The organism is Halomonas sp. NYA30 (assembly GCF_976980765.1).
This window is the reverse complement of sequence record NZ_OZ334477.1, coordinates 824294-847268: the sequence shown is the minus strand read 5'-3', so window position 1 is coordinate 847268 and position 22975 is coordinate 824294. Positions and strand designations below refer to the sequence as shown.

Here is a 22975-nt window from a genome sequence, read left to right as displayed (position 1 = left end):
AATTTCTCATTTTATCAATTGTTTATACGATAACAATAGTGCACGATCTCTACTTGATACTTTCAAATAGGTATTGAGCATTGACTTACAACGACAAAATTGAATATCTATCTACCTTCATTGATAGCGAAACTCTTAATTTCATCACTGGATATGCGAATAGCCTAGCCAAGTCGAACCGCGAGGCCACTATGCATGCTCTTTGTACATGCATCGGCTTGCTCATCGAATCCAAGACTGGAAACAATAATTCATTTTCTCTGGTACGAAACCTCGAATTTATTCGTTCGTATTACTGCCAACAACACACTCTGACAACCGCCGCAAAAAATTATGCATACATCTTAATTATAACTAACAAACTTATAGGTTATGGCTTTATTAAAGAAGATGGCGAACTTCCATCTAAGCCTCAAACAAACATGGATCACCAAAAGTACAAAGAAGAAAAAATTCCCGATAAAACGCTCAACAAGCTAAAAGCAAAGCTAAGTGCCGACCAAATCTTTGACGCTATACTTTTAAAATGTTGCACTCCAAATATTGCTAAAAGACTTAAAGAACATGTCAACTCGAAAAAAAATAGCAAGCATCATCGCGGCCCGCTGGTTGAAATTCTACCGCAGCTTCACGCAACATCCACTAACTGGCATGAAAATCCAAAAATTATTAACAACGAACTCTCTATATTTCGAGATGATTTGTTAAATAATTATCAGCGAAGTAGCGCATATGGTCGTTTTCAGAATGTAAAAAATTCGTTTTTGGTACTCATCGAGCACCAATTGCTACCCAATAATATTGTTCTCCCGAACAACTTGCGTCGATGCACACGAACGCAGAAAGTGCGTTCTAACAACCCTTTAATATCAAATATTAAAGTGTATGACGAACATCAAAAAGAAAAGTTTATTGACTCCAGCACATTTATATCTGATTTAAAAAAAGATTTATCTAACAATTTAAATATAATCGTATCAGAAGCAAAAAATATAGTTTACGACGCTTATCACGCCTTCCAATCAAAGAAAGAAATAGTTGAAAAAAGCCAGGTTAAGGAGTTTATTAACCACCCCAAAATGCTGGTAAAAAACAATACAAAAGGTAAGAAATATCTTAATCCATTTTATAATACAAACCCACTGAGTTTTGAAAATCAAGTTGCAGCACTTGATCATTATTTTGATTCCGTGGTGCAGAACGTTCAAACATTTAGTATTTATGGATTTCGTTGTCGTCATGAGCTTTTAGGTTATTTGGGACTACTACCTAAAGTTGCGTCTGCCATGCAAATCATCATTGTAGAAGAACTCGGGATTAATCCCTACTCACTCTACAAAGTTAAAATCTATAGTGATAGCCACGGCCATGAATTTGTTCAAGTAACAGATGAAGGGAGTGTACGACTCAAGGCCTTAAAGCCTCGCGCCAGAAATGCTCGAACCAGACATGCTGCTGGCAGCACATTTCCACTGACTGAAATAGATCCTAATGATATTGATGCAGCAACGTGTTTGAAGATGGCACTAGAAATGACATCACGAACTCGAGGTATAACCAAACAATCTGAGCTTTGGTTATGCCTAACCAAGTGGGGAGCAACATCCCCAACACCAGAAACTTTCCAGAACTGTTTTAATAACATAAGACAAAAGCTTGCAAAAGAAAAAACAGTTTTTAATGAAGCTTCGTTGAAAAAAATTCGCACGTCGAAAGCAATTTTAATTTATCTTGATTCGAATGGAAACGCATTAAAGTCCGCAACCTATCTTGGTAATCACGTAAAAACAACACTTGCACGGTATATACCCCCATACCTTTCAGAGTTAGTTTATAGAGTCAAAATCCGAGCTTTCCAAAATATTTTATTATATATGGCAGTATCTAGTGATGCTGCACCAGCTCAGTCACTTTTGCTTGACAGCGAAACTTTTGAAAATCAAGTCAAACAAGCTTTTAAAAATCCAGATATGGGCGGTAATCTCTTCGAGAGAATCGCTTTTCACCCACAAACAGTAAGTAAACCCTCCAACATATATTTTTGTGTATCCGAAAAAAACATCGCTCTCGCAATTAAATATGCCTTAGAAGGCTCCGAAGAGACCTTGCGGGAATACTGCAAAAATGTACTTACCAAAATCTCAGAAGGTCCTATCACCATGAAACAGCTTTTGCGTAAAGCGCATTTAGCCGTGCAGAATGGATAATATGTTAAATAATATGAAAAATTTCAATTTTAGTCCAAAAAGAGAGCTGGTCGATTATATTGAGGCGGTCAATATAATAGAGGATAAGAACTACCCAAAGCCCAGATGGATGTTAAATAATTCTGTAGACGATGAAGTATGGATACTGGCGAAGACAGCATTTCCCGCTACAATACCAGGAGAGGATCCCCAGAGTGTAGATAAACTGGAATTCAAACGATCCGTGTCATATGGAGAATATTTAACGGATCCTCTATGGTCACCTTTACTAATCGATATCCGCCATAGCCTTTTGTACTTACACCTAATCGGAAAGATCAGCCGACCTCTTCGCATGAGAGACATATTAATTACGACAACATATGTCATATTTCATGCGAATGAGCTACGACATAGAACCAATAAGCCACCAGTAAGGAATCTAGACCAATTAACATTCAACGACCTTAAACACTACCTACTGTCATACAAGGTTTCTAGACAACATTTAGATGCTGCATTAGAAATTATAATGCACCGCTGGAGAGCAAAATCAGAAATTGATTGGAATGAACTTTCTCATGAATTTCAGATGACTTTAAGAGAATTCATGAGTCTGAAACACAAGTTGATTCTCCTCTTAGATTCTCGTTTCGATAACTTTCAAGCACAAAAAAATCAATTTCGAAAGTATCAAAAAGCAAACACGAAGGATTTTAACTCAGATATAGACCTAGCTCCTAAAGAAAAAACAATCTCAAATATTATTTCTCATTTAGAAGCGCTCTACGTATCGCGGACGGCTCAGCTATACAAATTCCAGCACTCCCCCATAAAGTTATTTTCTTCGGGAAAAACAATATTTAAGCACATGCTGGAGCCAGAAAAAACGCCCTTAATGCCTGTTAATGTTGCTCTTCATACAATTTCTTCAGCTTTACATTTTGCACGGAATTTTGGCCCCCCGTTACTAGAACTTGTTTCACAACTTAATAAAACAGAGCAAAATAAAATCAAAGAACTAGGGCACTCACCATCTACAATTCAAGCTAGATATTCTAAAGAAATTAAAGAGTATACGTTTAAACATACCAGTATTCCAGACGCTCTTACCTCTCTCAATATAACATCGTGGCTCACAGAAACAGAAGAAACAGTTTCGCCAAACGATAAAAAAGGCTTATCAGTATGTAATGCCATAACATTATACTGTGCGGCTATATGGCTTTTATTAGCGAGCTTTTCAGCCGGGCGTTCAACCTCCCTACTCTCACTTAAGCGTGACTGTTTTCGACAATCTCCAATCGATGGTTTATTCGACCTTGTTCTTCGCATCCCAAAAACTTCAGAACGATTTGATTTAGAGGAAGTGCATCGACCCATTCCCAATTTAATTCATGATTATGGGCTAGACTTTGCGGCACTTATTTGTGAACTTGAATCACGTCGCAACTTCTTCTCACAAGACTCTGAATCATACTTATTTGGCGCGATAATAGCAGAGAGATCAATGTACGCTAACCTTTATTCCGGTGGAGAATTTTATAAAGCGCCTTTAGGGCTCGATAGTATCTACAATGCTATAGATTTTTTCCAAGACTGGAGTGAATCTCCACTCATAGATGGTAAACGCTGGTATCCAACCACACACCAGTTTCGTCGTTTATTCGCAGTGCTTTATTTTAACTTCTCTGATTCTTACGGTTTAGATGAATTATCTTGGTTTATGGGACATGCAGACCTAGATCAAACATTCCATTATGCCGAAGTATCGCCTACAGATGAATGGCTTGAGGAGGCAAAATTAACGATTGCACGTACTGCCGCCCAACTACATAAATGTATTTACAGTGATGAAACCATACAAAATATCGTTTCATCAGCCAGGCAAGAATCAAAAATTTCCACTGTTTTGGAGCCTCTTGTCCACAGTATGATCAATGATCACATAGCAAATACTGGCGAACAAGTACGTTTTCATAAAATAAATGGTGAGGATGTTTTTTTCTATTTCTCAGATAAAGAGGAATCTTAAAAGTGTCAAAATTTAAAACTGGTGAAACATCTAAAAACGTGCTTGATAAGAAGAATAAAATAACAAAGTCAATATTGCTAAAAGCTAAAATTCTTGATCAAATTGATATTATAGATGATATACCTACAAGCCTTATGATAAAAGGGCGAAAAATATCTGAAGTTGCTATACACAAATGGCACGATGAGGAACTTAATATATGTGCATATTCTCGTAATACAGCGTACGCAGACCATAACGCAAACGCTCTCAAAACCTTACTTTCAGCTATTAATAATGCAAACCAAAGAATTATAAACTCGGATACGAGTAGCCGTGAATATAAATTCTCCTCAAATGCTAGTTACGATAGTTTAACTGATCTTCGTGAAGAGAATGAAATGTTGAGATCCGCTCTTGCGGAGGTATATCGCGCCTATATGCAGTTAATCGAGAAAAATCGAGAAGACAAACATATTGATGAAGCATATAGAACAATGATTTTAGATCAATCACGAATTCTTGGAAGGCATCGTTTTCAGATGATTAAGTAATGTCTAAACTACAGATAGCTAAGTATCCGCGCTTAGATTTTATACTGACCAGCAGCCGAAAGCACGAAAGCTCCAATTGCCCATTACCTTTAATCATAAAAAATGATGGTAGCTTCGACTGGGAAGCAAATGCATATTTAACAAATTACGGCGGGGGTTCGCAAGTTTACAACATTTCTCCCTTAGCTACTACTGTAGTTAAAAAGGCATACAGCCTTAATATTTTTACTTCTTTTTTAGACGATAATAAAATCAAACTAGAAATGATTGATGATAGTATTATTTATGATTTCATTGAAACCTTAAATGATCGAGGCGTCAATGACGACACTATTATCTCCCATGGTAGAACTGCACTCAACTATATTCTTTACCTAAGTGGTAAATACCCAGAATGGCAATTGGCTACTTCAAATTTTTCATTAGATAAGAAATTCAATGTACACTACTCTTTATCAAGTTTTCAAAAAAACGGTCGTAACATTGAATATATAACACACCGCGCCTTAGATGGTTTAATACATATAAGTCGTGAAACTGATTACATTCGTGACCACGAACTAATGATGTGGTTTGATGCAATTAATCATACCACCTATCATCCTAATATTAATGATTTTTTAGTTACTCGTTGGCAAGCATTCCCCCGGTGTCAGGATAGTTGTCGCCTGATTGGTTTTACCCTAACCAAGTCCCGGGGGCGGTTTGAGTACTGCGATGCCACGCTATTCCCCTGAACGCAAAGAGGCGCTGCTGAAGAAGCTGTTACCTCCGCACAATTTATCTGTTGCTGAAGTAGCTCGGCAAGAAGGTATTTCCGATGCCACCCTGTATGCTTGGCGTAAACAGGCTAAGTCGGGAGGCGCTGCGGTGCCCGGAGATCAAACATTAACCGACAACTGGTCGGCTGAAGCTAAGCTAGCAGTGGTCATCGAAACAGCCACCTTTTCCGAGATAGAGCTGAGTGAATACTGTCGTCGCAAAGGCCTCTATCCTCAGCAGGTTAAGGCCTGGAAGGCTGCCTGCTTGGCGGGCCAGCAGAGTACCAAGGTACAACAGCAGGCAGAGCGAGACCAAGCCAAAGCTGACAAGAAGCGCATTCGCCAACTGGAGCGTGAACTTAATCGTAAAGAGAAGGCGCTAGCGGAAGCGGCTGCGTTATTGGTGCTGAGAAAAAAGCTCAATGCCTACTGGGGCGACGACAGCGAGGACAGTTAACCTTACTGCCAGACAGGCAAATGTATGTCGAATGGCTCACTGAAGCCATCACTCACGGGGCTCGCAAGAAATCTGCGTGCGGCGAACTGGGTATCAGCTTGCGGACGTTCCAACGCTGGATGGTTGAGGGCGAGGTAATCTCTGACGGACGCACAACCGCGTTTCGACAGACACCGGCGAATGCGCTGTCTGAGACAGAGCGTCAGGCTATTTTAGCCCTCTGTAACAGTCAGGAATTTGCCCATTTACCACCGAGTCAGATAGTGCCTCGTTTAGCCGATCAGGGCCGATACATCGGATCGGAGAGCAGCTTCTATCGGGTACTGCGTGCGGCTGATCAACAGCACCGCCGAGGTCGTTGTAAGCCGCCGCACCGGCACCCGGCGCCGACAACGCATCAGGCCAGCGATCCAAACCAGGTGTGGTCATGGGATATCACGTATTTACCCTCGCCGGTGCGGGGGCAGTATTACTATCTGTATCTGATCGAAGATATCTACAGCCGCAAAGCGGTTGGCTGGGAAGTACACACGGCAGAGTCTGGCGACGAGGCAGCGACCTTGCTACAACGCAGTGTTCTTAGCGAGAAATGCCTACACACTCCGCTGGTGCTGCACTCTGATAATGGCGCTCCCATGAAGTCGGTCACTCTGTTAAGCAAAATGCATGACTTGGGTGTGACGCCTTCACGGGGAAGGCCGCGGGTTAGTAATGATAATGCCTTCTCAGAGGCATTGTTCAAGACACTGAAATATTGCCCACAGTGGCCGACAAAGGGCTTTGCAAGTCTGGACGATGCGAGGGCTTGGGTAAGAGACTTCATCTGTTGGTACAACACCGAGCACCGGCATAGTCGGATAGGCTTCGTTACGCCAGCAGAGCGCCACCAAGGTCTTGATAAGAATATTTTGGCCAAACGTCATGCTTTGTATCAGCAAGCGCGTGCCGCACAACCGGCACGTTGGTCAAAAGAGACGAGAAACTGGCAGCCTGTTGGGCCTGTGACACTCAACCCTGAAAGGCCTGAGGTAGCGCAGAAGAAAGCGGCATAAATGAATGGTCTACGCGACAACTACGTTGACAAACACCGCATTAGGCACTTTACTAGATATATCAGGATCACGAATTACTGAAATTCATAAAATTACACGATCAATGATTAAGAAGGCAATGCATCCATTAGCGGATGTCAATGAAGTAGCTGTTATCCGGGACCTCCCTATTCTTAAAGGAAAATATAAAGGTAAGACCCGTCAAGTTCCCACTACAATGGATGACTTGCAAATTATAATGATACATATCTTAAAAGTTGAAGATAAATTTCCAAATTTAAATCATGATGCAATTTTTGTTGATATAAGAACTGGGAATCCTCTTACTGCATCCTACATAAAAAACTATGCTAAGAAAGTGATAAATGGTAGCCAATACTCTGACTACTTAAAACACCTCAACAATCACTCTTTTCGTCATCGTTTCATAACAATTAACATTGCTAAGGCAATCCAAAAAATTTCATCTTCAGGTAGTTTCTTCAACGTATTAACAGTAGCTGCAGACGCATGCAGAAAATTAACAATGCACGCATCAAACGACACGTTATCACGATATATACATTTAGCTTCAGAATACAATAATTTACAGAATGGCAATAATGAGAATATTTCTACGCAAGTTAGAATACGCATACAAAAAATGAAAACTATTGCAAAAGATTTAAGATTAAACAATATTAATGAGAACAAAGCATTACAAAAACTATTAGTTTTACTTGATGAGCTATAAAGGATTTATCCACGTTTAATTAATATAACTCTACGACTGTTTATCTTTGCAATTGGTGTTTAATTACATTTTAAATGGCGTCAGTTAGACGCCATCAAGTGCTTCCCTCACTATTGTTATATTTATAGTATTGAAAATATTAAATGTACGCTCTTGTTGAAATGATAGTTATGAAACCTGTATATTCGATCTATTTACTTCCGGCTTAGTTTACTCCTTTGTTTTGATGTGCGCTAAACACTCTGCCTCGGTTAGTATATTTACTTCTTTTTCTTTAGCATCTTCAAGCTTATTTCCAACATTATTGCCTACAACTAAAAATGAAGTATTTTTTAGATACTGATTTACTAACTTTTGCACCAAGTTTTTAAGCGGATGCTTTCATAATAGATCTTCCTCAACTTTCCATCGTACCAGTAAGTACAATTTTCTCTCCCGACAAGAATTGGCTAGATTCATTATCTGATTCTTTAGTCTCTACAACATTAAACCCTAAACCATACACTTTTTAAAATTCGTTTCTTATACTTCTTAGATCTTCATAAATAGTCGATGCGCTAACTTGAGCAAAACCATCTAACTCGATCATAGGGCCTTTACTCAAATTAAAGCCAGAATTCATCAAATGCTTAAAATTGCAGGTTACTATAATTCCAACGAAATGAGTGACAAAGACGCACTCAACTCACTTCTGACTACTATTTCAGAACTGCGCAGACGTCCTTCACTTATAAGCTAATGATTTCAGCAGCATCGTCACGCCTCAATCAACTGGATGGAAGCATTTAAAGGCAGATCTGTCTAAATTTTCTATCACTCATGCTTAGATAGGCGGCTTATTCGATCTATTGGCTCAATCACACTGAATACCGACTGCCCTTGCCGCGATGAGCCCAGCTAGCATTGGACACTGTAAGAATAAAAACCATATAACCCCCTAATTTTAACTTATTTTCCATTAGCTTTTTATAGCTCGTGAAGTAGGTATTGTTTTCTCTATCCAAGCAGAATGGTTACCATAGCAACTTCTTTTTCATCATCGATTGCTTGAACCCTTTTTGGAGTGGTCAACCAATTTGTGACACCCCAGTTAAGCTACTTTCTTTAGTTCTGCCATTGCTGATTCGTAATCATTGGGGCTGGTGTAAACTAGATATGAGTGTAGCCGCCGACTGTTATAAAACATCGCGATATAGTCCAGAATGTCTTACTGCGGCGCGGGTTTGATAATGTTTCCATTGGACTCGCTCCTTCATAAGGCTGGCAAAAAAGCTGTCTGCCAATGCGTTGTCCCAGCAATCGCCTTTGCGACTCATGCTACCGACAAAGCTATGGGCTGATAGCAAACATCCATACGAAATGAACAGATACCCTGCGAAGCCTCGGTGAGGAATGCTTTTAACAAGGTCGGTATTGGGCACGGTGACTCAGCGAAGGTGCTATGTGCCACATTAGGCTATTGCCGTATTGCTGGTAAGAGCATCCTGCGCGCAAACCAGATGCCAGGTGCACTTCTGGTGAAGCGTCATACTGCCAACCTTCAGTGGCGGGCGAGAATCTTCGCTGCGATGGGCGAAGTGATCATTTGAATCACTGCAAAAAAAGCGGCTGGAATCGCGATTTCTGATGGCAAACCGGAAGCAGCGACAAACGCTGCAGCGATGCTGAATTCCTTTTTACTGACCGTGAAAAGATAGGTAATCACCTCTTTGCGATCAGAGGTGAGTAACCGTGAGGACATACCTACCAGGTACCCAATCAAATTGAGGCACAGGGCCGCGCCCGCAATCACAAACGCATACCAGCCATAGCCAATGATCGTGGTGGCATTCGGCCCGACCACGGCGAGTAGGATCAGCAGATACAGAATCGACCCTATCCCTGCATACGCTGAATCATGCCGTGCAAAGAAAGCCGAGAACCTTGTACGCAAGCTGACCCCAATCACGGTAGGAAGAAGCACGATTAGTGTTAATTCAAGAATAATTGATCCAAGCGGCACGTCTAACTGAAGGCCGGTGAGCCATAAAAACAGGAAGGGAACAATAAACGGACATAACGCGGTGTTGACTGCGTTGAAAACAGCGGCAAGCGCCACATTGCCTTTCGCCATCAGTACCAAAAGAGGAGAAGACACATCTGTCGGCAGCGTGCCGAGCAAGGTTTGGCCAGCAGCCAGCGGGCCGCTTCCAAAAAATAGACGGCCCGTTAGCCACCCGGCAATCGACATAGGCCCATAGACCAGCCCCAATGCCAACAACTGCCGTGACGGCTTTCGGAACACGATGCGCACTGCATGCGCATCGAATGTGAGGCTGATAATCAACATCAGTAATGCCAGTAATGGCCCAATCGCGAACTTAAGCATTATTCCGGTGGCCGGAAAGAGTAAGCCTCCCCCCGCGACGACGATTACAAACCAGACAAGGTGCGCCTCGACAAAATAAATGAATCTACCCATGGTGGATTGGACGTTACCGGTTGAAGTGGATTGAGCCCCGCACCTAAAACATGATCACCTTCGGCCCAGCACACAAAGGCTCCTTGGTAGCTAGGGACGTGCTTCCCAATCCAGCGATGCAAATAGATAATGCTCAAGGGTTGAAGCTTTAGTTGCTAGAGGTTTTATAGTACCAAGAACAGATAATTCGAGAGAGGGTAACAGATGGGACATCATCATGATCATCCCCACATTGATCCTGCCTCTGGCGACCGGCGCGTCAGCATCTCCATTTGGGCCAATGGGCTCTTAACCATCGCTCAAATCGTCGGTGGCATTATGGCGGGGAGCCTATCGCTGATCGCTGATGCGTTACATAACTTTTCTGACTTGGCAGCATTAGTCATTGCCTTTGCTGCTCGTAAAATCGCCAGACGGCCTGCCGATGTGCATATGACCTTTGGCTATGGCCGCATCGAGATAGTGGCAGCACTCATCAATTACACCACCCTCATTATTGTCGGTGTCTACCTGATTTACGAAGGCGCTATGCGGATGGTCGATCCCCCTGAGATAGAGGGATGGACGATCGTGATTATTGGTGGCGTCGCGCTCGTCGTCGATGCCCTTACCGCCATGCTCACGTGGTCAATGCAAAAAGAGAGTGTCAATATCCGCGCCCTTTTTCTGCATAACTTATCGGATGCGTTTGCCTCCATCGCCGTGATTATCGGTGGTTCGCTTATTTTACTGTACGACATGCGCTGGGTAGACCCCGCGATCACGATAGGGATTGCGCTATATATTCTTTACCTAGCCTTCTCTGAAATTGGCGGCCCTATCCGTACGCTAATGCTGGGATCTCCCCCGGACATTGACGGGCAGGCAGTCGTTGAGACCGTACGAGATATCGAGGGAGTCCAGGATATTCACCATGTGCATCTATGGCAGATGCAGGAAAACATGGCAGCCCTTGACTGCCACGTGGTTCTGACAGAAACCGGCTGGCAGCAGCTTGAATCCGTCAAAGCAGAGATCAAGGAGCAGCTTAAAATGCGCTTCAGTATTGCTCATTCCAGCCTAGAGTTTGAGCATAGTGACCACGCGCATCAAAATGCCAATCTATATGGGCATGAGTGACAGACCGAGGCCGGCTCCCAGCTCAGGTAGATAGCGAGCAGCTTACTCCCATAGCGATTGGCTTATTTTTCAACCCTACTTTTCCACCCCATCGTTGAGACAGAGAGAGAAACATGTTCAAAAAAGCGTCTTTTATATTGGCCGGTACGTTAATGCTGACCGCTGCGATCGTCGCCGTATCGAAGCCTGCCCTCTTAGACATGCAAGCTCAGGCAGCAAAAGAGAGCGGTGTCCAGGCCGAGGACTCCTTGGTGCGTTCACACTCCCCCATCTTGGGACGAGAAGACGCGCCGGTGACGATTGTGGAATTCTTCGATCCGGCTTGCGAAGCCTGCCGTGCTTTCTATCCCCTGACAAAAAGTATTCTGGAAACCTACCCAGAAAAAGTGCGGCTCATCGTGCGCTACACTCCTTTCCACGGCGACGTATCGGACAAGGCCATTCGGGTATTAGAAGTTGCTCGTCGTCAGGGCGTCTTTGAACCGGTACTGGAGAGGCTGCTGGCTCGCCAGGATCAATGGGCTTCACATGGCAGTTTTGATGAATCCGCTATCCTCGATATCGCGAGCCAAGGAGGCCTTGATTTAGCGGCTGCCGAAGAGCAACTGACTTCTGCTGAGGTGCAGGCGGTGATTGACCAAGACATGGCGGATGTCAGAGCCAATCAGATTCGCCAAACACCTACCTTTTTTGTCAATGGCGAGCCTTTAGACCCCTTTGGTATGCAAGAGCTGATTGATGCCGTCGAGAGTGAAGTAGCGGAGATCTCTGGGGAAGAGGATGGCCAGTGATGCAGCGCTGGTGGTTACTAGGCTTGGTGGGCTTTTACCCCTTGCTAGCCGAAGCCAATTGGCAAACGCATCTGTCATTGCCTCCGTCTGAACTTAGCCCTGTCAAGTTACAGGCGGCTAGCGAGCAAGAAGGCACATTACCGCTCGATAGCGTTGATACCCTAACCTTTGGGCGTGATGTCGTCATTGATACCACCCTCTACGAGGCCTTGGCAGCAGAAGGTGTCCCAACGCGTTTCGCCACTAAACTGGAAACACTGCTCAGCGAGTTTATCGCAGCGCCGCTGGAGTTTTCTGGCAGTGAACGTATTCAATTAGTGTGGGAGGAAGATCGACGCCAGGACGGCGCCCGTGTTGGGCCACCACGCCTCAGTTATGCCGCTCTGCCTGATCAGGCAGAGCCCTTGGAGGTCATATGGCCGGTCACCCAAAAGGGGGACGTAGCTCTTTTCAAAAGCGACACCCTGCTAGGCACGTTGCGGTTGCCCGTGCTTAGTGCCCGCTTAACGTCTCGCTTTGGGAATCGGCGACATCCTGTGTATGGAGGGATGCGTCCTCATAATGGAATTGACTTGGCTGCGCCGACAGGAACGCCGGTCATTGCCACCGCACCTGGGCGCGTATTCTTTATGGGTCGCCAAGGGGGATATGGGCAGGTGATCGAGGTGGAGCACGACACAGGGGCCATTAGTCGCTACACACACCTTAGCCGATTCTCCCCACAGCTAGTGGTTGGGGATTTAGTCAATGCGGGAGAGTCGCTCGGAGAGGTAGGTTCCTCCGGGGTCGCCACGGGCCCCAACCTGCATTACGAAGTGAGAGTCAATAACCAGCCTGTTGATCCCCTTGGTCAAGGTCAACGCATCATGTTGGGTGAGCAGCCGACTCAAGGTGAATATCAAGCGTCACTTTACGAGGCAAGAGATCGCTTGGAACAAGCTATCGGCACGGCGTCCATTTATGACTTGATCTCGTTTAACGAGCCGTAACCACCCGTGCTTAGCAACGTTGCATGGATTGTTAGTAACGTGAACGTGTGCTTGCCTCGTTATGGAACCCTAGCGCTGTGATCACTCATCTACCACAAGACAGGTAATCGGTATGGAAGAGGTTTCTCTCGTCACAATGGGGGTATTGGGAAGCCTTGCCGCGGGCTTGATGACGGCTGTCGGGGCGCTTCCTATCTTGTTTACCAAAAGACCGAATCGTGGTGTTCGCGATTTAGCGTTGGGGTTCGCCGCTGGCGTCATGCTAGCGGCCTCTTTCTTCTCACTGATCATACCCTCCTTAGAAGCCTCGGAGCTGCGTTACGGAGGTAGCGTGGTACCTGCTGCCATTGCCTGTGCGGCCATCTTGCTAGGGATTGGAATGGTCGCACTACTGAACGAACTCTTACCTCATGAGCACTTCGAACAGGGGCGAGAAGGGCCAGAGGCTGCCTCACTACGTCGTATCTGGTTGTTTATTATTGCCATTACGATACACAACCTGCCAGAGGGGCTGGCCGTTGGCGTGGCCTTCGGCGCAGGGGGAAGCGAAGGAGGCATTCCACTAGCGATTGGCATTGGACTTCAGAATGCCCCAGAAGGACTGGCCGTAGCAGTATCACTGCTAGGCGTGGGCTATTCACGTTGGCGGTCATGGACGATTGCCGCCCTTACGGGGCTTGTTGAGCCGTTAGGTGGCTTATTAGGCGCTGGAGTCATCAGCATGTCACAAGCGCTACTGCCCTGGGGGTTGGCCTTTGCAGCGGGGGCGATGTTGTATGTGATCAGTCATGAGATTATTCCCGAAACTCATCGAAGCGGGCACCAAAAAAAGGCCACGCTGGGCCTCTCCATCGGATTGGTGCTCATGCTGTTTTTGGATGTTTCGCTGGGCTAACCATTGGGCGTGGGGCGTAGCGTTAGTGCTAACCCAAGTCGTGAGCCCCTCCGTGCGATTTTTCAGTGATACAGAGCTGATGATCACTGATGACCTCAATGATTCGGCAGCTTTCCACTTTACCACCGGCACACTGTGTGACCATCCGTTGAAGCTCCTCACGCAGTATGGACAGTCGTTGAAGGCGGGACTCCACTTTCTTTAGGTGATGCGTGGCGATGGCATCGACTTCTTGGCAAGGCATATCAGGTTGATCTGACATGGCCAAAAGCTCTCGCACTGACTCCACCGAAAAGCCAAAGTCACGGGCATGACGAATAAAGGTCAAGCGCCGCACAGCGTCGTCTCCATAGCGGCGCTGCCCCCCACCGGTTCGTGTCGCATCGCGCAACAGCCCAATACGCTCGTAATAGCGAACCGTTTCAGGTTTGCAATCGGCTCGTCGTGCTAACTCACCAATGCTGATACTTTGGCCGATCATCGACATGGTAAAACTCCTTACGCAGGGCTTGAAGCTGTAGTTGCTACAAGGTTTACACTTAAAAACCATAGCCCATTGGCAGGAGAGGCACCATGAAAACATCAACGCCGACAACAGCGCCTACCACCTTGACGCTGCGTGTTGAAGGCATGGACTGCGGCGGTTGTGAGCGCAAGGTTGTGTCGGCGCTAGAGCGACTGGAAGGCATTGAGGAAGTCACGGCAAGCTCGGTCACGGGATCAGTGAAGATTCACCACCACGATCACGGGGCCCCCTCGCGAAAGACCATTGAGGGCATCCTGAACGAACTAGGCTATCAAGTGGCTTCCCATGATGGCCAAACACGCGCATCTGGTGCTTCATCCTCTTGGTGGCAAACCGCTAAAGGGCGCTTGGTCATTATCACAGGAAATCTGCTGATAGTGGCCTTCGCGCTTCGTTTAGCATGGCCTGCGCTGGGTAATATGCCTTTCATTTTGGCCACGCTAGTCGGCTTAATACCCATTGCGCAGAGTGCCTGGGGCGCCCTCAAAATGCGCAATCCCTTTACCATAGAGATGCTGATGTGCATCGCTGCGCTTGGCGCATTGGCCATCAATGCTGCCGCTGAAGCTGCGATGGTCGTGTTCTTGTTCGCCGTAGGTGAGCTACTCGAAGGGGTAGCTGCTTCACGAGCGCGCCGCAGTATCTCAGCCTTGGCAAATTTAACACCCTCAACGGCGAGGCTGATGGACAATGGCCATCTGCGTGACGTCTCGGCGGAGTCACTTAAACCCGGGCAGCGTGTGCTGGTGCGGCCCGGTGATCGCGTACCCTGCGATGGACGCATCCTGGTGGGCACCTCCGACATTGACGAGTCGCCGGTAAACGGCGAGTCCATACCCCGTTCGCGAGCGCCTGGTGATGACATTTTTGCTGGCACAGTGAATCTTGATGCCGCCCTGGAGGTGGAGGTAACACGAGGCGCTGATGACAATACGATCGCACGCGTTATTCGTCTGGTTGAAGAAGCACAGGCCGCCAAGGCACCGATAGCACGCTTTATTGATCGTTTTGCGTATTACTATATGCCCGCCGTCGTCTTACTCGCCCTACTGATGGCGATAGTGCCACCGCTGGTATCGACCATGGCATGGTCGGAGTCGATTTACCGTGCGTTAGCATTGCTGTTAATCGCATGCCCCTGCGCGTTAGTCATTTCCACCCCTGCCGCCATCGCCGCCGGTCTCTCGGCGGGAGCTCGGCGCGGACTACTGATCAAAGGGGGAGCCGTTCTTGAACAGTTAGGTAAGCTTCGCTTGGTGGCATTAGATAAAACGGGCACCCTCACTGCGGGTACCCCAAGAGTCACAGATGTGGAGTCTTGGATTGCTGAGGAAGACGATAACAGCGTATTGCGGCTCGCCGCCGCAATAGAGCGGGATTCCAGTCACCCTATCGCCACGGCTATCGTTGAGCATGCCCGACAGTCGGGCATCAACCTCCCCACCGTCACCGGCGGCCGCGCTCTGGCGGGGCGCGGTGTTTCCGGCCAGGTGGAGGGTCGCGAGCTGAGCTTAATGACGCCTCGTCACCTTCACGAGAAAGTCATCCTTGAGGAAAGTCTCAGTGCTCGGATTGTCGCGTTAGAAGAAGCCGGTAAGAGCCTCGCTCTCCTCGTCGAAGGCGAGCGTTTACTGGGCTTGATCGCGGTTCGCGATGAGCCACGCGAAGATGCCATGGAAGGCCTAGCGGCGCTATCCCGTTTAGGCGTACAGGCGGTCATGCTCAGCGGTGATAATGCCCGCACCGTCGCTGCCACGGGGGGTCGCTTAGGCATTGAAGCGTACGGCGAACTAATGCCTGAAGACAAGGCAGCGTATGTTCGAGACTGGCAAGCGGCAGGCCGTGGCCCCATCGGTAAAGTAGGCGATGGCATCAACGATGCACCGGCACTCGCGGCAGCAGATGTGGGTATCGCGATGGGGGGTGGCACGGATGTGGCGTTGGAAACCGCCGATGCAGCCTTGCTCAAGAACCGCGTTACCGGCATCGCTGAGCTGATAGACCTCTCTCGTGCCACACTGCGCAATGTGAAAACCAACGTTGTTCTCGCCCTTGGCTTAAAAGCCATTTTCCTAGTTACAACGGCGCTGGGTATTACCGGCATGTGGATTGCGGTGATGGCCGATACCGGTGCTACCGTCCTGGTGACGTTGAACGCCATGCGACTGCTGGGTTACCGCTTTTCGCCCAGTACCGCAATGACAGGCCTGTCACAAGGAAAAACAACGTCATGAGAACAGCGCCAAACGATAGCCCTTCACGACGTTGGCCATGGTTCACATTTGCTTGCGTATTGGCTCTAGCCGATCAACTGGTCAAAGAAATCGTGCACGCCCAGATGTCGTTTGGCCAAGTCATTCCGCTAACGCCGTTTTTTAACTGGGTTTATACCGGGAACACAGGAGCCGCTTTCAGCTTTCTCGCAGAAGCAGGGGGTTGGCAGCGCTACCTCTTTCTTGGTTTAGCGTTGGTGGTGGTCGTCGTATTGGTTGTGCAGCTATGCAAACCCCTGTCGCGCTTGGAGGCCTGTGCGTACAGCCTGATTCTTGGCGGCGCGCTCGGTAATACTGTTGATCGCTTAGCGCGAGGGTACGTCGTCGACTATCTGGACATTTACTGGGGCGAATGGCATTGGCCCGCCTTTAACATGGCCGATATCGCTCTGTTTGCAGGTGTATTGATGTTCGCAGTGGCGTTATGGCGTGAAAGTCCTGCTTTTAAGCGCTCTGAGTAACGCTATGGATGTGGTCGATAAAGATAAAGAATATACGCTTTTTGCTGGGCGCTCCTCACCAATAGTCGATTGCGTTGTAGCGCTCGCCGCTGGGGTAATGACCACCTTGAGTGCCGCCCCCTTTTCCCTATGGTGGCTTGGCCCAGTGGCCGTGGCACTGGTCTATTGGAAGATACAGTCGCTAACGCCCGCCATGGCCACCCTGCGTGGGTGGTGCTATGGGGTAGGCCTGTTCGGTTCTGGCACATCATGGGTCTTCGTTGCTATTCACGATTTCAGTGGCACCGGGGCCTTGGTGGCGATGCTCCTCACCACTCTTTTTGTCAGCGCCCTGGCGCTCTTCTTTGCAATCCCCTTTGGGCTCTATCGGCGCATCACGGGGCCACGGTTAGCCTGTCTTAGCTTTGCCGGTATGTGGGTGGTGAGCGAATGGCTACGCACCTGGTTGCTCACCGGCTTTCCCTGGTTATTGCTGGGCACCTCTCAGGTAGATTCTCCACTAGCCCCATGGGCGCCCGTTGGTGGTGTGTACTTGCTGTCACTCATGACCGCGCTGACAGGTACGTTAGGGGTAGAGGTACTGCGTCGCCGCTGGGGTTTCCTTGTCCCAATGGCCGCCTTGTGGATCGTTCCATTCCTATTGCCCGCCCAATGGACAACCCCGGCTGGCAAGCCCATCCGGGTGGCATTGCTGCAAGGGAATCTTGACCAGCGCATTAAGTGGACTGCCCAAGGGCAGCGCGAGGCGATCAGTATCTACACGGCGATGACACGGGAGCAAGCAAGGGATATCGATCTCATCGTTTGGCCCGAGGCAGCCCTTCCCATGCTTGAGCAGGAAGCACAGCAAATACTTGAGCAAGTAGCGTCCGACCTGGGGCCTGACACCGCCTTGTTGACCGGCATTTTGCAACGCGACAGTGAAGGGCGCTCTTATAACAGCGTCATAGGGCTAAATGATGTGCAGGGCGAATACCAGAAGGCGCACTTGGTGCCCTTTGGCGAGTATTTGCCATTCCAAAGTCTCCTCGCTGGCACCCTTGCTTTTTTCGACTTGCCAGTACCTCGCCTGACCCCAGGGACAGGCGAACAGGCTCCGTTACACGTGGCTGGAGCCACCATTGGCAATGCCATTTGTTACGAAATCATTTTTGCCGACCATGTCGCCCAACAGGCGCGTAATGCCGAGCTGCTATTAACGGTTTCCAACGATACGTGGTTTGGGCGCTCCATTGGCCCACACCAACATCTTCAAATGGCGCGTCTACGTGCCTTAGAAAATGGTCGTCACCTACTTCGAGCTACCAGTAATGGCGTGACGGCCATCATCGATTCACAAGGCCACGTCACAGCCCGTGCCCCACAGTTTGAACCGGCCAGTTTAACTGGCGAGGTGACCCCGATGCAGGGCCTAACTCCTTTCACACGCACCGGTAGTGGCCCCGCTTGGATACTCGCTGCGGTGCTGACACTGCTCGGGTTACAACTGAACTTATCTCGATCAAAAAACGACGCATTAGATGAAAAAGGAACCTAGCGATGCTCTTGGCAAAGAACGCAGCAATACTTAAGAGATTCCTCCCATGGCCAATGCAGATCGGCTTCATCGTGAGTGTGATGGTTTCGTTTCTGGCATGGCTCCCTGTCGCCATGGCGGCACAACCTTCCACTGCCCAGGAGACGGAATGGCCCAAAGGGCATTACCCGCTACCAGAGGAAGGTAATATTATCGGAGAGGCTGACACCTTTATCGTAAAGGATTACGACGATACCTTGATAGATATTGCCAGGCGTCACAACCTTGGCTATTTGGAGATGATCCGTGCAAACCCAGAGGTTAGCATCTGGGTTCCAGGGGTGGGCACGGAAGTGACTATTCCGGGACGTTTTATTCTGCCGAATGTGGAGCGTACTGGGATCGTCATCAATATCGCCGAGCTGCGGCTTTACTACTACCCAGATGTCAAAAACGGTGAGACACCGCGTGTTGAGACCTATCCTATTGGCATTGGTCGCGAAGGGTTTGATACCCCTCTCGGTGTGACCGAGACCACCATGAACATTAAAAACCCCGCCTGGTACCCGCCTGAGTCGGTAAAACGTGAAGCTGAAGCACGCGGCGAAACCGCACCAAGCGTTGTGCCGCCCGGCCCCGATAACCCGCTGGGAGACCACGCCATTATTTTAGGCTTCGATGGCTATTTGATTCACGGTACCAACCAGCCCGATGGCATTGGCATGCGCGCAAGCCGAGGCTGTATACGCATGTTGCCTGACGATATTGAATCAATTTTTGACCGCATACCGGCGGGCACCCAGGTCAATATCATCAATCAGCCTATTAAAATCGGTTGGGAAGACGGACAGCCTCTGGTTCAAGCATTTCCACCACTCGGAGAAGAAGAGCACAGCATGACCGCTATATCAGATGCCATTACACGCCTTGAGCAACGCAATGCAGATGGCGTTAGCTTCGATTACGAACAGCTTAGCGATTTACTAGCATTATCCAACGGGCTTATCGAACCCCTGTATCCCAAGCCGGAACCGAGTAATAAAGAAGACGACAATATCAACAGTGTTTATGAAGAACTGACACTTCATTCGTCGTGAATGTCGATAAAGACAAGGCAGCGCGTTTTGTCAGCCCTTAGGAGAACAACGGCTTGGCTACCGTCAAGCCCTTAATATTCGCCGTGTGTTGTTGATTGAGCTCTTCCATCCCTAGCGTAGAAAGAGCTAATGCGATCATCACAACGTTGGTAGCATCCACTTGCCGCATCGTGCAGTCACTGCCTAAGCTGTCTCAATGTGTTTAATCTGAGGGAGAAGGGCTATTGACGTTGCTCTGAGCTACTTAAGGCCTTGGGAGTTCTCACTGACGTGGGCAACCGCCTGTGTGCTGGCTATCGTTCTCTACCTGCGTGGCCTCCGACAGTGCCAACGGCTCGGCGAGCCTACAAGCATAGCCCGCACGTTCACCTACCTGCTCGGAGTTGCGGCGATCTATGGCGTCACCCTGACACATTACGACTACCTCGCTCAGTACATGTTCTTTGCCCATCGTGCCCAACACTTGGTACTGCATCACGCTGCCCCCTTCTTGATCGCTTTGGCAGCACCCCTGCCGGTATTGATCGAAGGTTTGCCAACACGAATTAGACAACTTTCTAGGGGGAGGCTATTCACACATGTGCTGCACCCCGCCTACAGGATACTTCAGCAACCATTAATCGCCACCGTGTTGTTCGTTGGGCTTATCTATTTCTGGCTGATCCCCGAGATCCACTTCGATGCCATGCTGAGCGCTGACCTTTATCAGGTGATGAACTGGAGCATGGCGCTGGATGGGTTACTGTTTTGGTGGCTGATCTTTGATCACCGCTCGCCACTACAAGGTGGACTCGGCTATGGTAAGCGAATTGCCATTCTAATGGCGGTGATCCCACCGCAGATTGTTCTGGGTGCCTACATCGCCTTCAGTGAAGAGGTGATTTTTGATGTCTATGAGGTTTGTGGCCGTGCTTGGCCGTTGGATCCTCTCGATGATCAACGTATTGGCGGCCTGCTGACCTGGATTCCAGCCACCATGATGAGCGCTCTTGGAGTGCTTATTGTTCTTAGCTTTATGTTCCGTGACGCTCGAAATGAGGATACTGTTCATGCTCCCCACCCAACTCGCTAAATTACCGCGATCAGCGAGCATCTGGTGCTCGACTTTTGTGTTGGCTTTCGGAATGCCCGGCACGCTGCTCGCTGCAGATTTGCAGATCTCTGATGCTCGTATACGACTACTGCCAGGCGATATTCCTGCAGCAGGCTACTTTACCCTCACGAATACCGGTGAAACAGGCACCACGCTGATAGGGGCGGATAGCTCGGCCTTTGATAACGTCACGATACATCAAAGTGTCAGTCAGGACGGTATCTCAAGTATGCAGCACGTAGAACAGTTAACAGTAGCGGCGGGAGAGCTAGTTGAGCTTGCTCCGGGGGGCTATCACTTAATGCTGATAAAGCGTAAGCACCCCATCGCCGTCGGCGACGAAATTGAAGTAACCCTCCTGTTAGACAACGGGCAGCAGCAGAACGTCAAGTTCCGCGCTGGAGCACCCACAACACAGTAGGAGCGAGCAGAATGCGCCAATGGATTATTCCGGTGTTCGTATCGCTATGGCTAATGGGGTGCGGTGAGCAAACGTGGCAGACCAAGGATATCTCAGGGCTTATGCCGCCGTTGGCATTTGATCTTGTTGATGAGAACGGTAATGACGTGACCGCCGATCAATTCCTTGGCAAGAGCACACTGCTTTTTTTTGGTTTCACTCATTGCCCTGATGTCTGTCCCACCACGCTTGCGCGCCTCGACACTGTCATCCAGCGCCTAGAGGAAACTTATCGCGATGATATCCAGGTACTTTTTGTCTCTGTAGATCCCCGTCGCGATAACCCAGCAACACTGAGTGCCTATACTAACGCTTTCGGCCATCAGTTCATTGGCCTCACGGGGGACAAAGCAGCGCTTGATGAGCTTACACGCCGCTATCGTGTTACCTACGGGTATGGTGAAGAAGATAGCAACGGCAACTACGATGTATCGCACTCCAGCGCGGTATTCGCCTTCAATGAACAGGGAGAGGCGCGTGTACTGATCCGCGATAGCGACCCCATGGAGGCTGTGGTGGCCGATGTTAAAAGGCTTGCCGATCAATGAGGCGCCTTAGCACTCATGCGATAGGCAGCCAGTAGGTCACGCCGCCCATGATTACCTTTATCCCATCTTCCTCTCGTTTTACAGCCTGCTGACGAAGTGTTTTCTTGGATACTTTCGTGTAATGAAAGTATTCCATAGCAGTGATGATCCATTGCTCCCTCCAAGCCTCCCCTTGATCAGCGCACTTAGCCATTTGCATCAAGGTGCGAGCCAACTTTTCTTTTCGCCGGTTTCTTGCCCGTTTCTCATTCACCCTAGGGGCCAGTGTGGTGGCATATTGTCGATTTAAAAAATTGATAAACCCCGTCACCGAGGCAGCTTGTCCAGGCACTGCCTGCAAATAGCTGTCTACATCGCCTTGTTGAGGCAGCCGCTGCCCCTCCTGGTCAGTAGCGAATAGCAATGCGGATGCCGCTCTTAGGGCAAGCCGTGCGGATGTGTGGGACGCTTTTCCCACCTCTATACGGGTTTCCAATTGAAGCCAATAGGCTTGCAGCACTTGGCCTGATAGCGAAGCGGACGGCATAGAACTGAGGCACGCTTGGATACGTCGTTTCTCTGAGTCGATCTTCTTTGCTTGGTGATCCAACTCTACCCCTTGCTCTTCATGCAACCATCGCATGGGCAGCCTCACTCGCCGCACCCCCTCCGCCCCGAAGTGATGAAGTAGCTCCGAATAGCTCGGTATCCGTGACCACGCCTGGTCGAGCTCAAGGAAGAAGGAGAAGAAATGATTGATCTTGAGGGCAGCTTTATGCGTCCCCGTGGTACGGATCAGCCATTCACCAAATTCCCCAATTGCCTCACTTAACGCTTTTGTGGTGATACCGGCTTGTCCAATGGTGATGCGTTTACGGCATGTTCGCGTCCTGTAACAGGGCTCACAGACATCGCCTCGACCCGCAGGCATAGGATGGCCACACGATGGGCAGGCAATCTCACCTTGCTCATAACAAACTTTGCACAATGCGTCACCGCTTGATGTCATG

At 48.4% G+C, this 22975-nt stretch carries 20 protein-coding genes and 1 pseudogene; 17 read left to right on the top strand and 4 right to left on the bottom strand.

Going from position 1 to position 22975, the window contains the following annotated elements:
* Positions 1-80 precede the first annotated feature (80 nt).
* The 6 genes from ACWI0H_RS03905 (at position 81) to ACWI0H_RS03880 (ending at position 7757) form a co-directional block, all read left to right on the top strand.
* The gene (locus ACWI0H_RS03905) at positions 81-2207 is read left to right on the top strand and encodes a hypothetical protein (protein ID WP_286902492.1); all 2127 of its coding nucleotides are present in this window, start codon (positions 81-83) and stop codon (positions 2205-2207) included.
* On the top strand, positions 2200-4221 hold the full coding sequence (locus ACWI0H_RS03900) for a site-specific integrase (RefSeq protein WP_208797129.1): 2022 nt from the start codon (positions 2200-2202) through the stop codon (positions 4219-4221). Before ACWI0H_RS03905 ends, ACWI0H_RS03900 begins: the two co-directional genes overlap by 8 nt.
* A 2-nt stretch (positions 4222-4223) precedes the next feature.
* Positions 4224-4754 (top strand): hypothetical protein, encoded by a 531-nt coding sequence (locus ACWI0H_RS03895; RefSeq protein ID WP_141439926.1) that lies wholly within the window; start codon positions 4224-4226, stop codon positions 4752-4754.
* The gene (locus ACWI0H_RS03890; RefSeq protein WP_485874948.1) at positions 4754-5491 is read left to right on the top strand and encodes a hypothetical protein; all 738 of its coding nucleotides are present in this window, start codon (positions 4754-4756) and stop codon (positions 5489-5491) included. Before ACWI0H_RS03895 ends, ACWI0H_RS03890 begins: the two co-directional genes overlap by 1 nt.
* A protein-coding gene (locus tag ACWI0H_RS03885) for an IS3 family transposase (RefSeq protein WP_485874946.1) occupies positions 5472-7024 on the top strand; the annotation gives its coding sequence in 2 pieces (ribosomal slippage) (positions 5472-5934 and positions 5934-7024; 1554 coding nt in all). Before ACWI0H_RS03890 ends, ACWI0H_RS03885 begins: the two co-directional genes overlap by 20 nt.
* A gap of 25 nt (positions 7025-7049) precedes the next feature.
* The gene (locus tag ACWI0H_RS03880) at positions 7050-7757 is read left to right on the top strand and encodes a hypothetical protein (RefSeq protein WP_485874944.1); all 708 of its coding nucleotides are present in this window, start codon (positions 7050-7052) and stop codon (positions 7755-7757) included.
* A 1090-nt stretch (positions 7758-8847) separates the two neighbouring features.
* Here ACWI0H_RS03880 and ACWI0H_RS03875 read toward each other — a convergent pair.
* Positions 8848-9127 (bottom strand): annotated as a pseudogene (locus ACWI0H_RS03875) (IS3 family transposase); the annotation flags it as partial.
* 170 nt (positions 9128-9297) lie between these two features.
* Entirely contained in the window at positions 9298-10218 is a 921-nt protein-coding gene (locus ACWI0H_RS03870) for a bile acid:sodium symporter family protein (RefSeq protein ID WP_027957952.1), read from the bottom strand.
* A gap of 204 nt (positions 10219-10422) precedes the next feature.
* Here ACWI0H_RS03870 and ACWI0H_RS03865 point away from each other — a divergent pair, with 204 nt between their 5' ends.
* The 4 genes from ACWI0H_RS03865 to ACWI0H_RS03850 all read left to right on the top strand — a co-directional run bounded on the left by ACWI0H_RS03865 (position 10423) and on the right by ACWI0H_RS03850 (position 14012).
* Entirely contained in the window at positions 10423-11337 is a 915-nt protein-coding gene (locus ACWI0H_RS03865) for a cation diffusion facilitator family transporter (protein WP_035556048.1), read from the top strand.
* A gap of 113 nt (positions 11338-11450) precedes the next feature.
* Complete coding sequence (locus ACWI0H_RS03860) at positions 11451-12128, top strand: DsbA family protein (RefSeq protein WP_022521292.1); 678 nt, start codon at positions 11451-11453, stop codon at positions 12126-12128.
* Positions 12128-13117, top strand: a complete 990-nt coding sequence (locus ACWI0H_RS03855; protein ID WP_022521291.1) for a M23 family metallopeptidase — start codon at positions 12128-12130, stop codon at positions 13115-13117. Before ACWI0H_RS03860 ends, ACWI0H_RS03855 begins: the two co-directional genes overlap by 1 nt.
* Positions 13118-13229: 112 nt before the next feature.
* Complete coding sequence (locus tag ACWI0H_RS03850) at positions 13230-14012, top strand: ZIP family metal transporter (RefSeq protein WP_016916429.1); 783 nt, start codon at positions 13230-13232, stop codon at positions 14010-14012.
* A 28-nt stretch (positions 14013-14040) separates the two neighbouring features.
* Here ACWI0H_RS03850 and ACWI0H_RS03845 read toward each other — a convergent pair whose 3' ends face one another.
* Positions 14041-14499, bottom strand: coding sequence for a MerR family transcriptional regulator (locus ACWI0H_RS03845; protein ID WP_022521290.1), 459 nt, complete (start codon positions 14497-14499; stop codon positions 14041-14043).
* A gap of 86 nt (positions 14500-14585) precedes the next feature.
* Here ACWI0H_RS03845 and ACWI0H_RS03840 point away from each other — a divergent pair, with 86 nt between their 5' ends.
* From ACWI0H_RS03840 to ACWI0H_RS03810, 7 genes are all read left to right on the top strand, one after another.
* Positions 14586-16772, top strand: coding sequence for a heavy metal translocating P-type ATPase (locus tag ACWI0H_RS03840; RefSeq protein ID WP_172415813.1), 2187 nt, complete (start codon positions 14586-14588; stop codon positions 16770-16772).
* On the top strand, positions 16769-17272 hold the full coding sequence (lspA, locus tag ACWI0H_RS03835; RefSeq protein ID WP_027957956.1) for a signal peptidase II: 504 nt from the start codon (positions 16769-16771) through the stop codon (positions 17270-17272). Before ACWI0H_RS03840 ends, lspA begins: the two co-directional genes overlap by 4 nt.
* Before the next feature lie 4 nt (positions 17273-17276).
* Positions 17277-18809 carry an apolipoprotein N-acyltransferase gene (lnt, locus tag ACWI0H_RS03830; protein ID WP_027957957.1) on the top strand — a complete coding sequence of 511 codons (1533 nt, stop codon included), beginning with the start codon at positions 17277-17279 and terminating at the stop codon, positions 18807-18809.
* A 53-nt stretch (positions 18810-18862) separates the two neighbouring features.
* The gene (locus ACWI0H_RS03825) at positions 18863-19885 is read left to right on the top strand and encodes a L,D-transpeptidase family protein (RefSeq protein WP_427389438.1); all 1023 of its coding nucleotides are present in this window, start codon (positions 18863-18865) and stop codon (positions 19883-19885) included.
* A gap of 286 nt (positions 19886-20171) precedes the next feature.
* Positions 20172-20957: a cytochrome c oxidase assembly protein gene (locus tag ACWI0H_RS03820; RefSeq protein WP_233975634.1), complete on the top strand. Its 786-nt coding sequence runs from the start codon at positions 20172-20174 to the stop codon at positions 20955-20957.
* Positions 20935-21399 carry a copper chaperone PCu(A)C gene (locus ACWI0H_RS03815; protein ID WP_339934648.1) on the top strand — a complete coding sequence of 155 codons (465 nt, stop codon included), beginning with the start codon at positions 20935-20937 and terminating at the stop codon, positions 21397-21399. Before ACWI0H_RS03820 ends, ACWI0H_RS03815 begins: the two co-directional genes overlap by 23 nt.
* 11 nt (positions 21400-21410) lie before the next feature.
* Entirely contained in the window at positions 21411-21986 is a 576-nt protein-coding gene (locus ACWI0H_RS03810) for an SCO family protein (protein ID WP_339934647.1), read from the top strand.
* A gap of 13 nt (positions 21987-21999) precedes the next feature.
* On the opposite strand, the gene ACWI0H_RS03805 is transcribed toward ACWI0H_RS03810, so the two are convergent.
* Entirely contained in the window at positions 22000-22608 is a 609-nt protein-coding gene (locus ACWI0H_RS03805) for a hypothetical protein (protein ID WP_485874938.1), read from the bottom strand.
* Between the last annotated feature and the right edge of the window lie 367 nt (positions 22609-22975).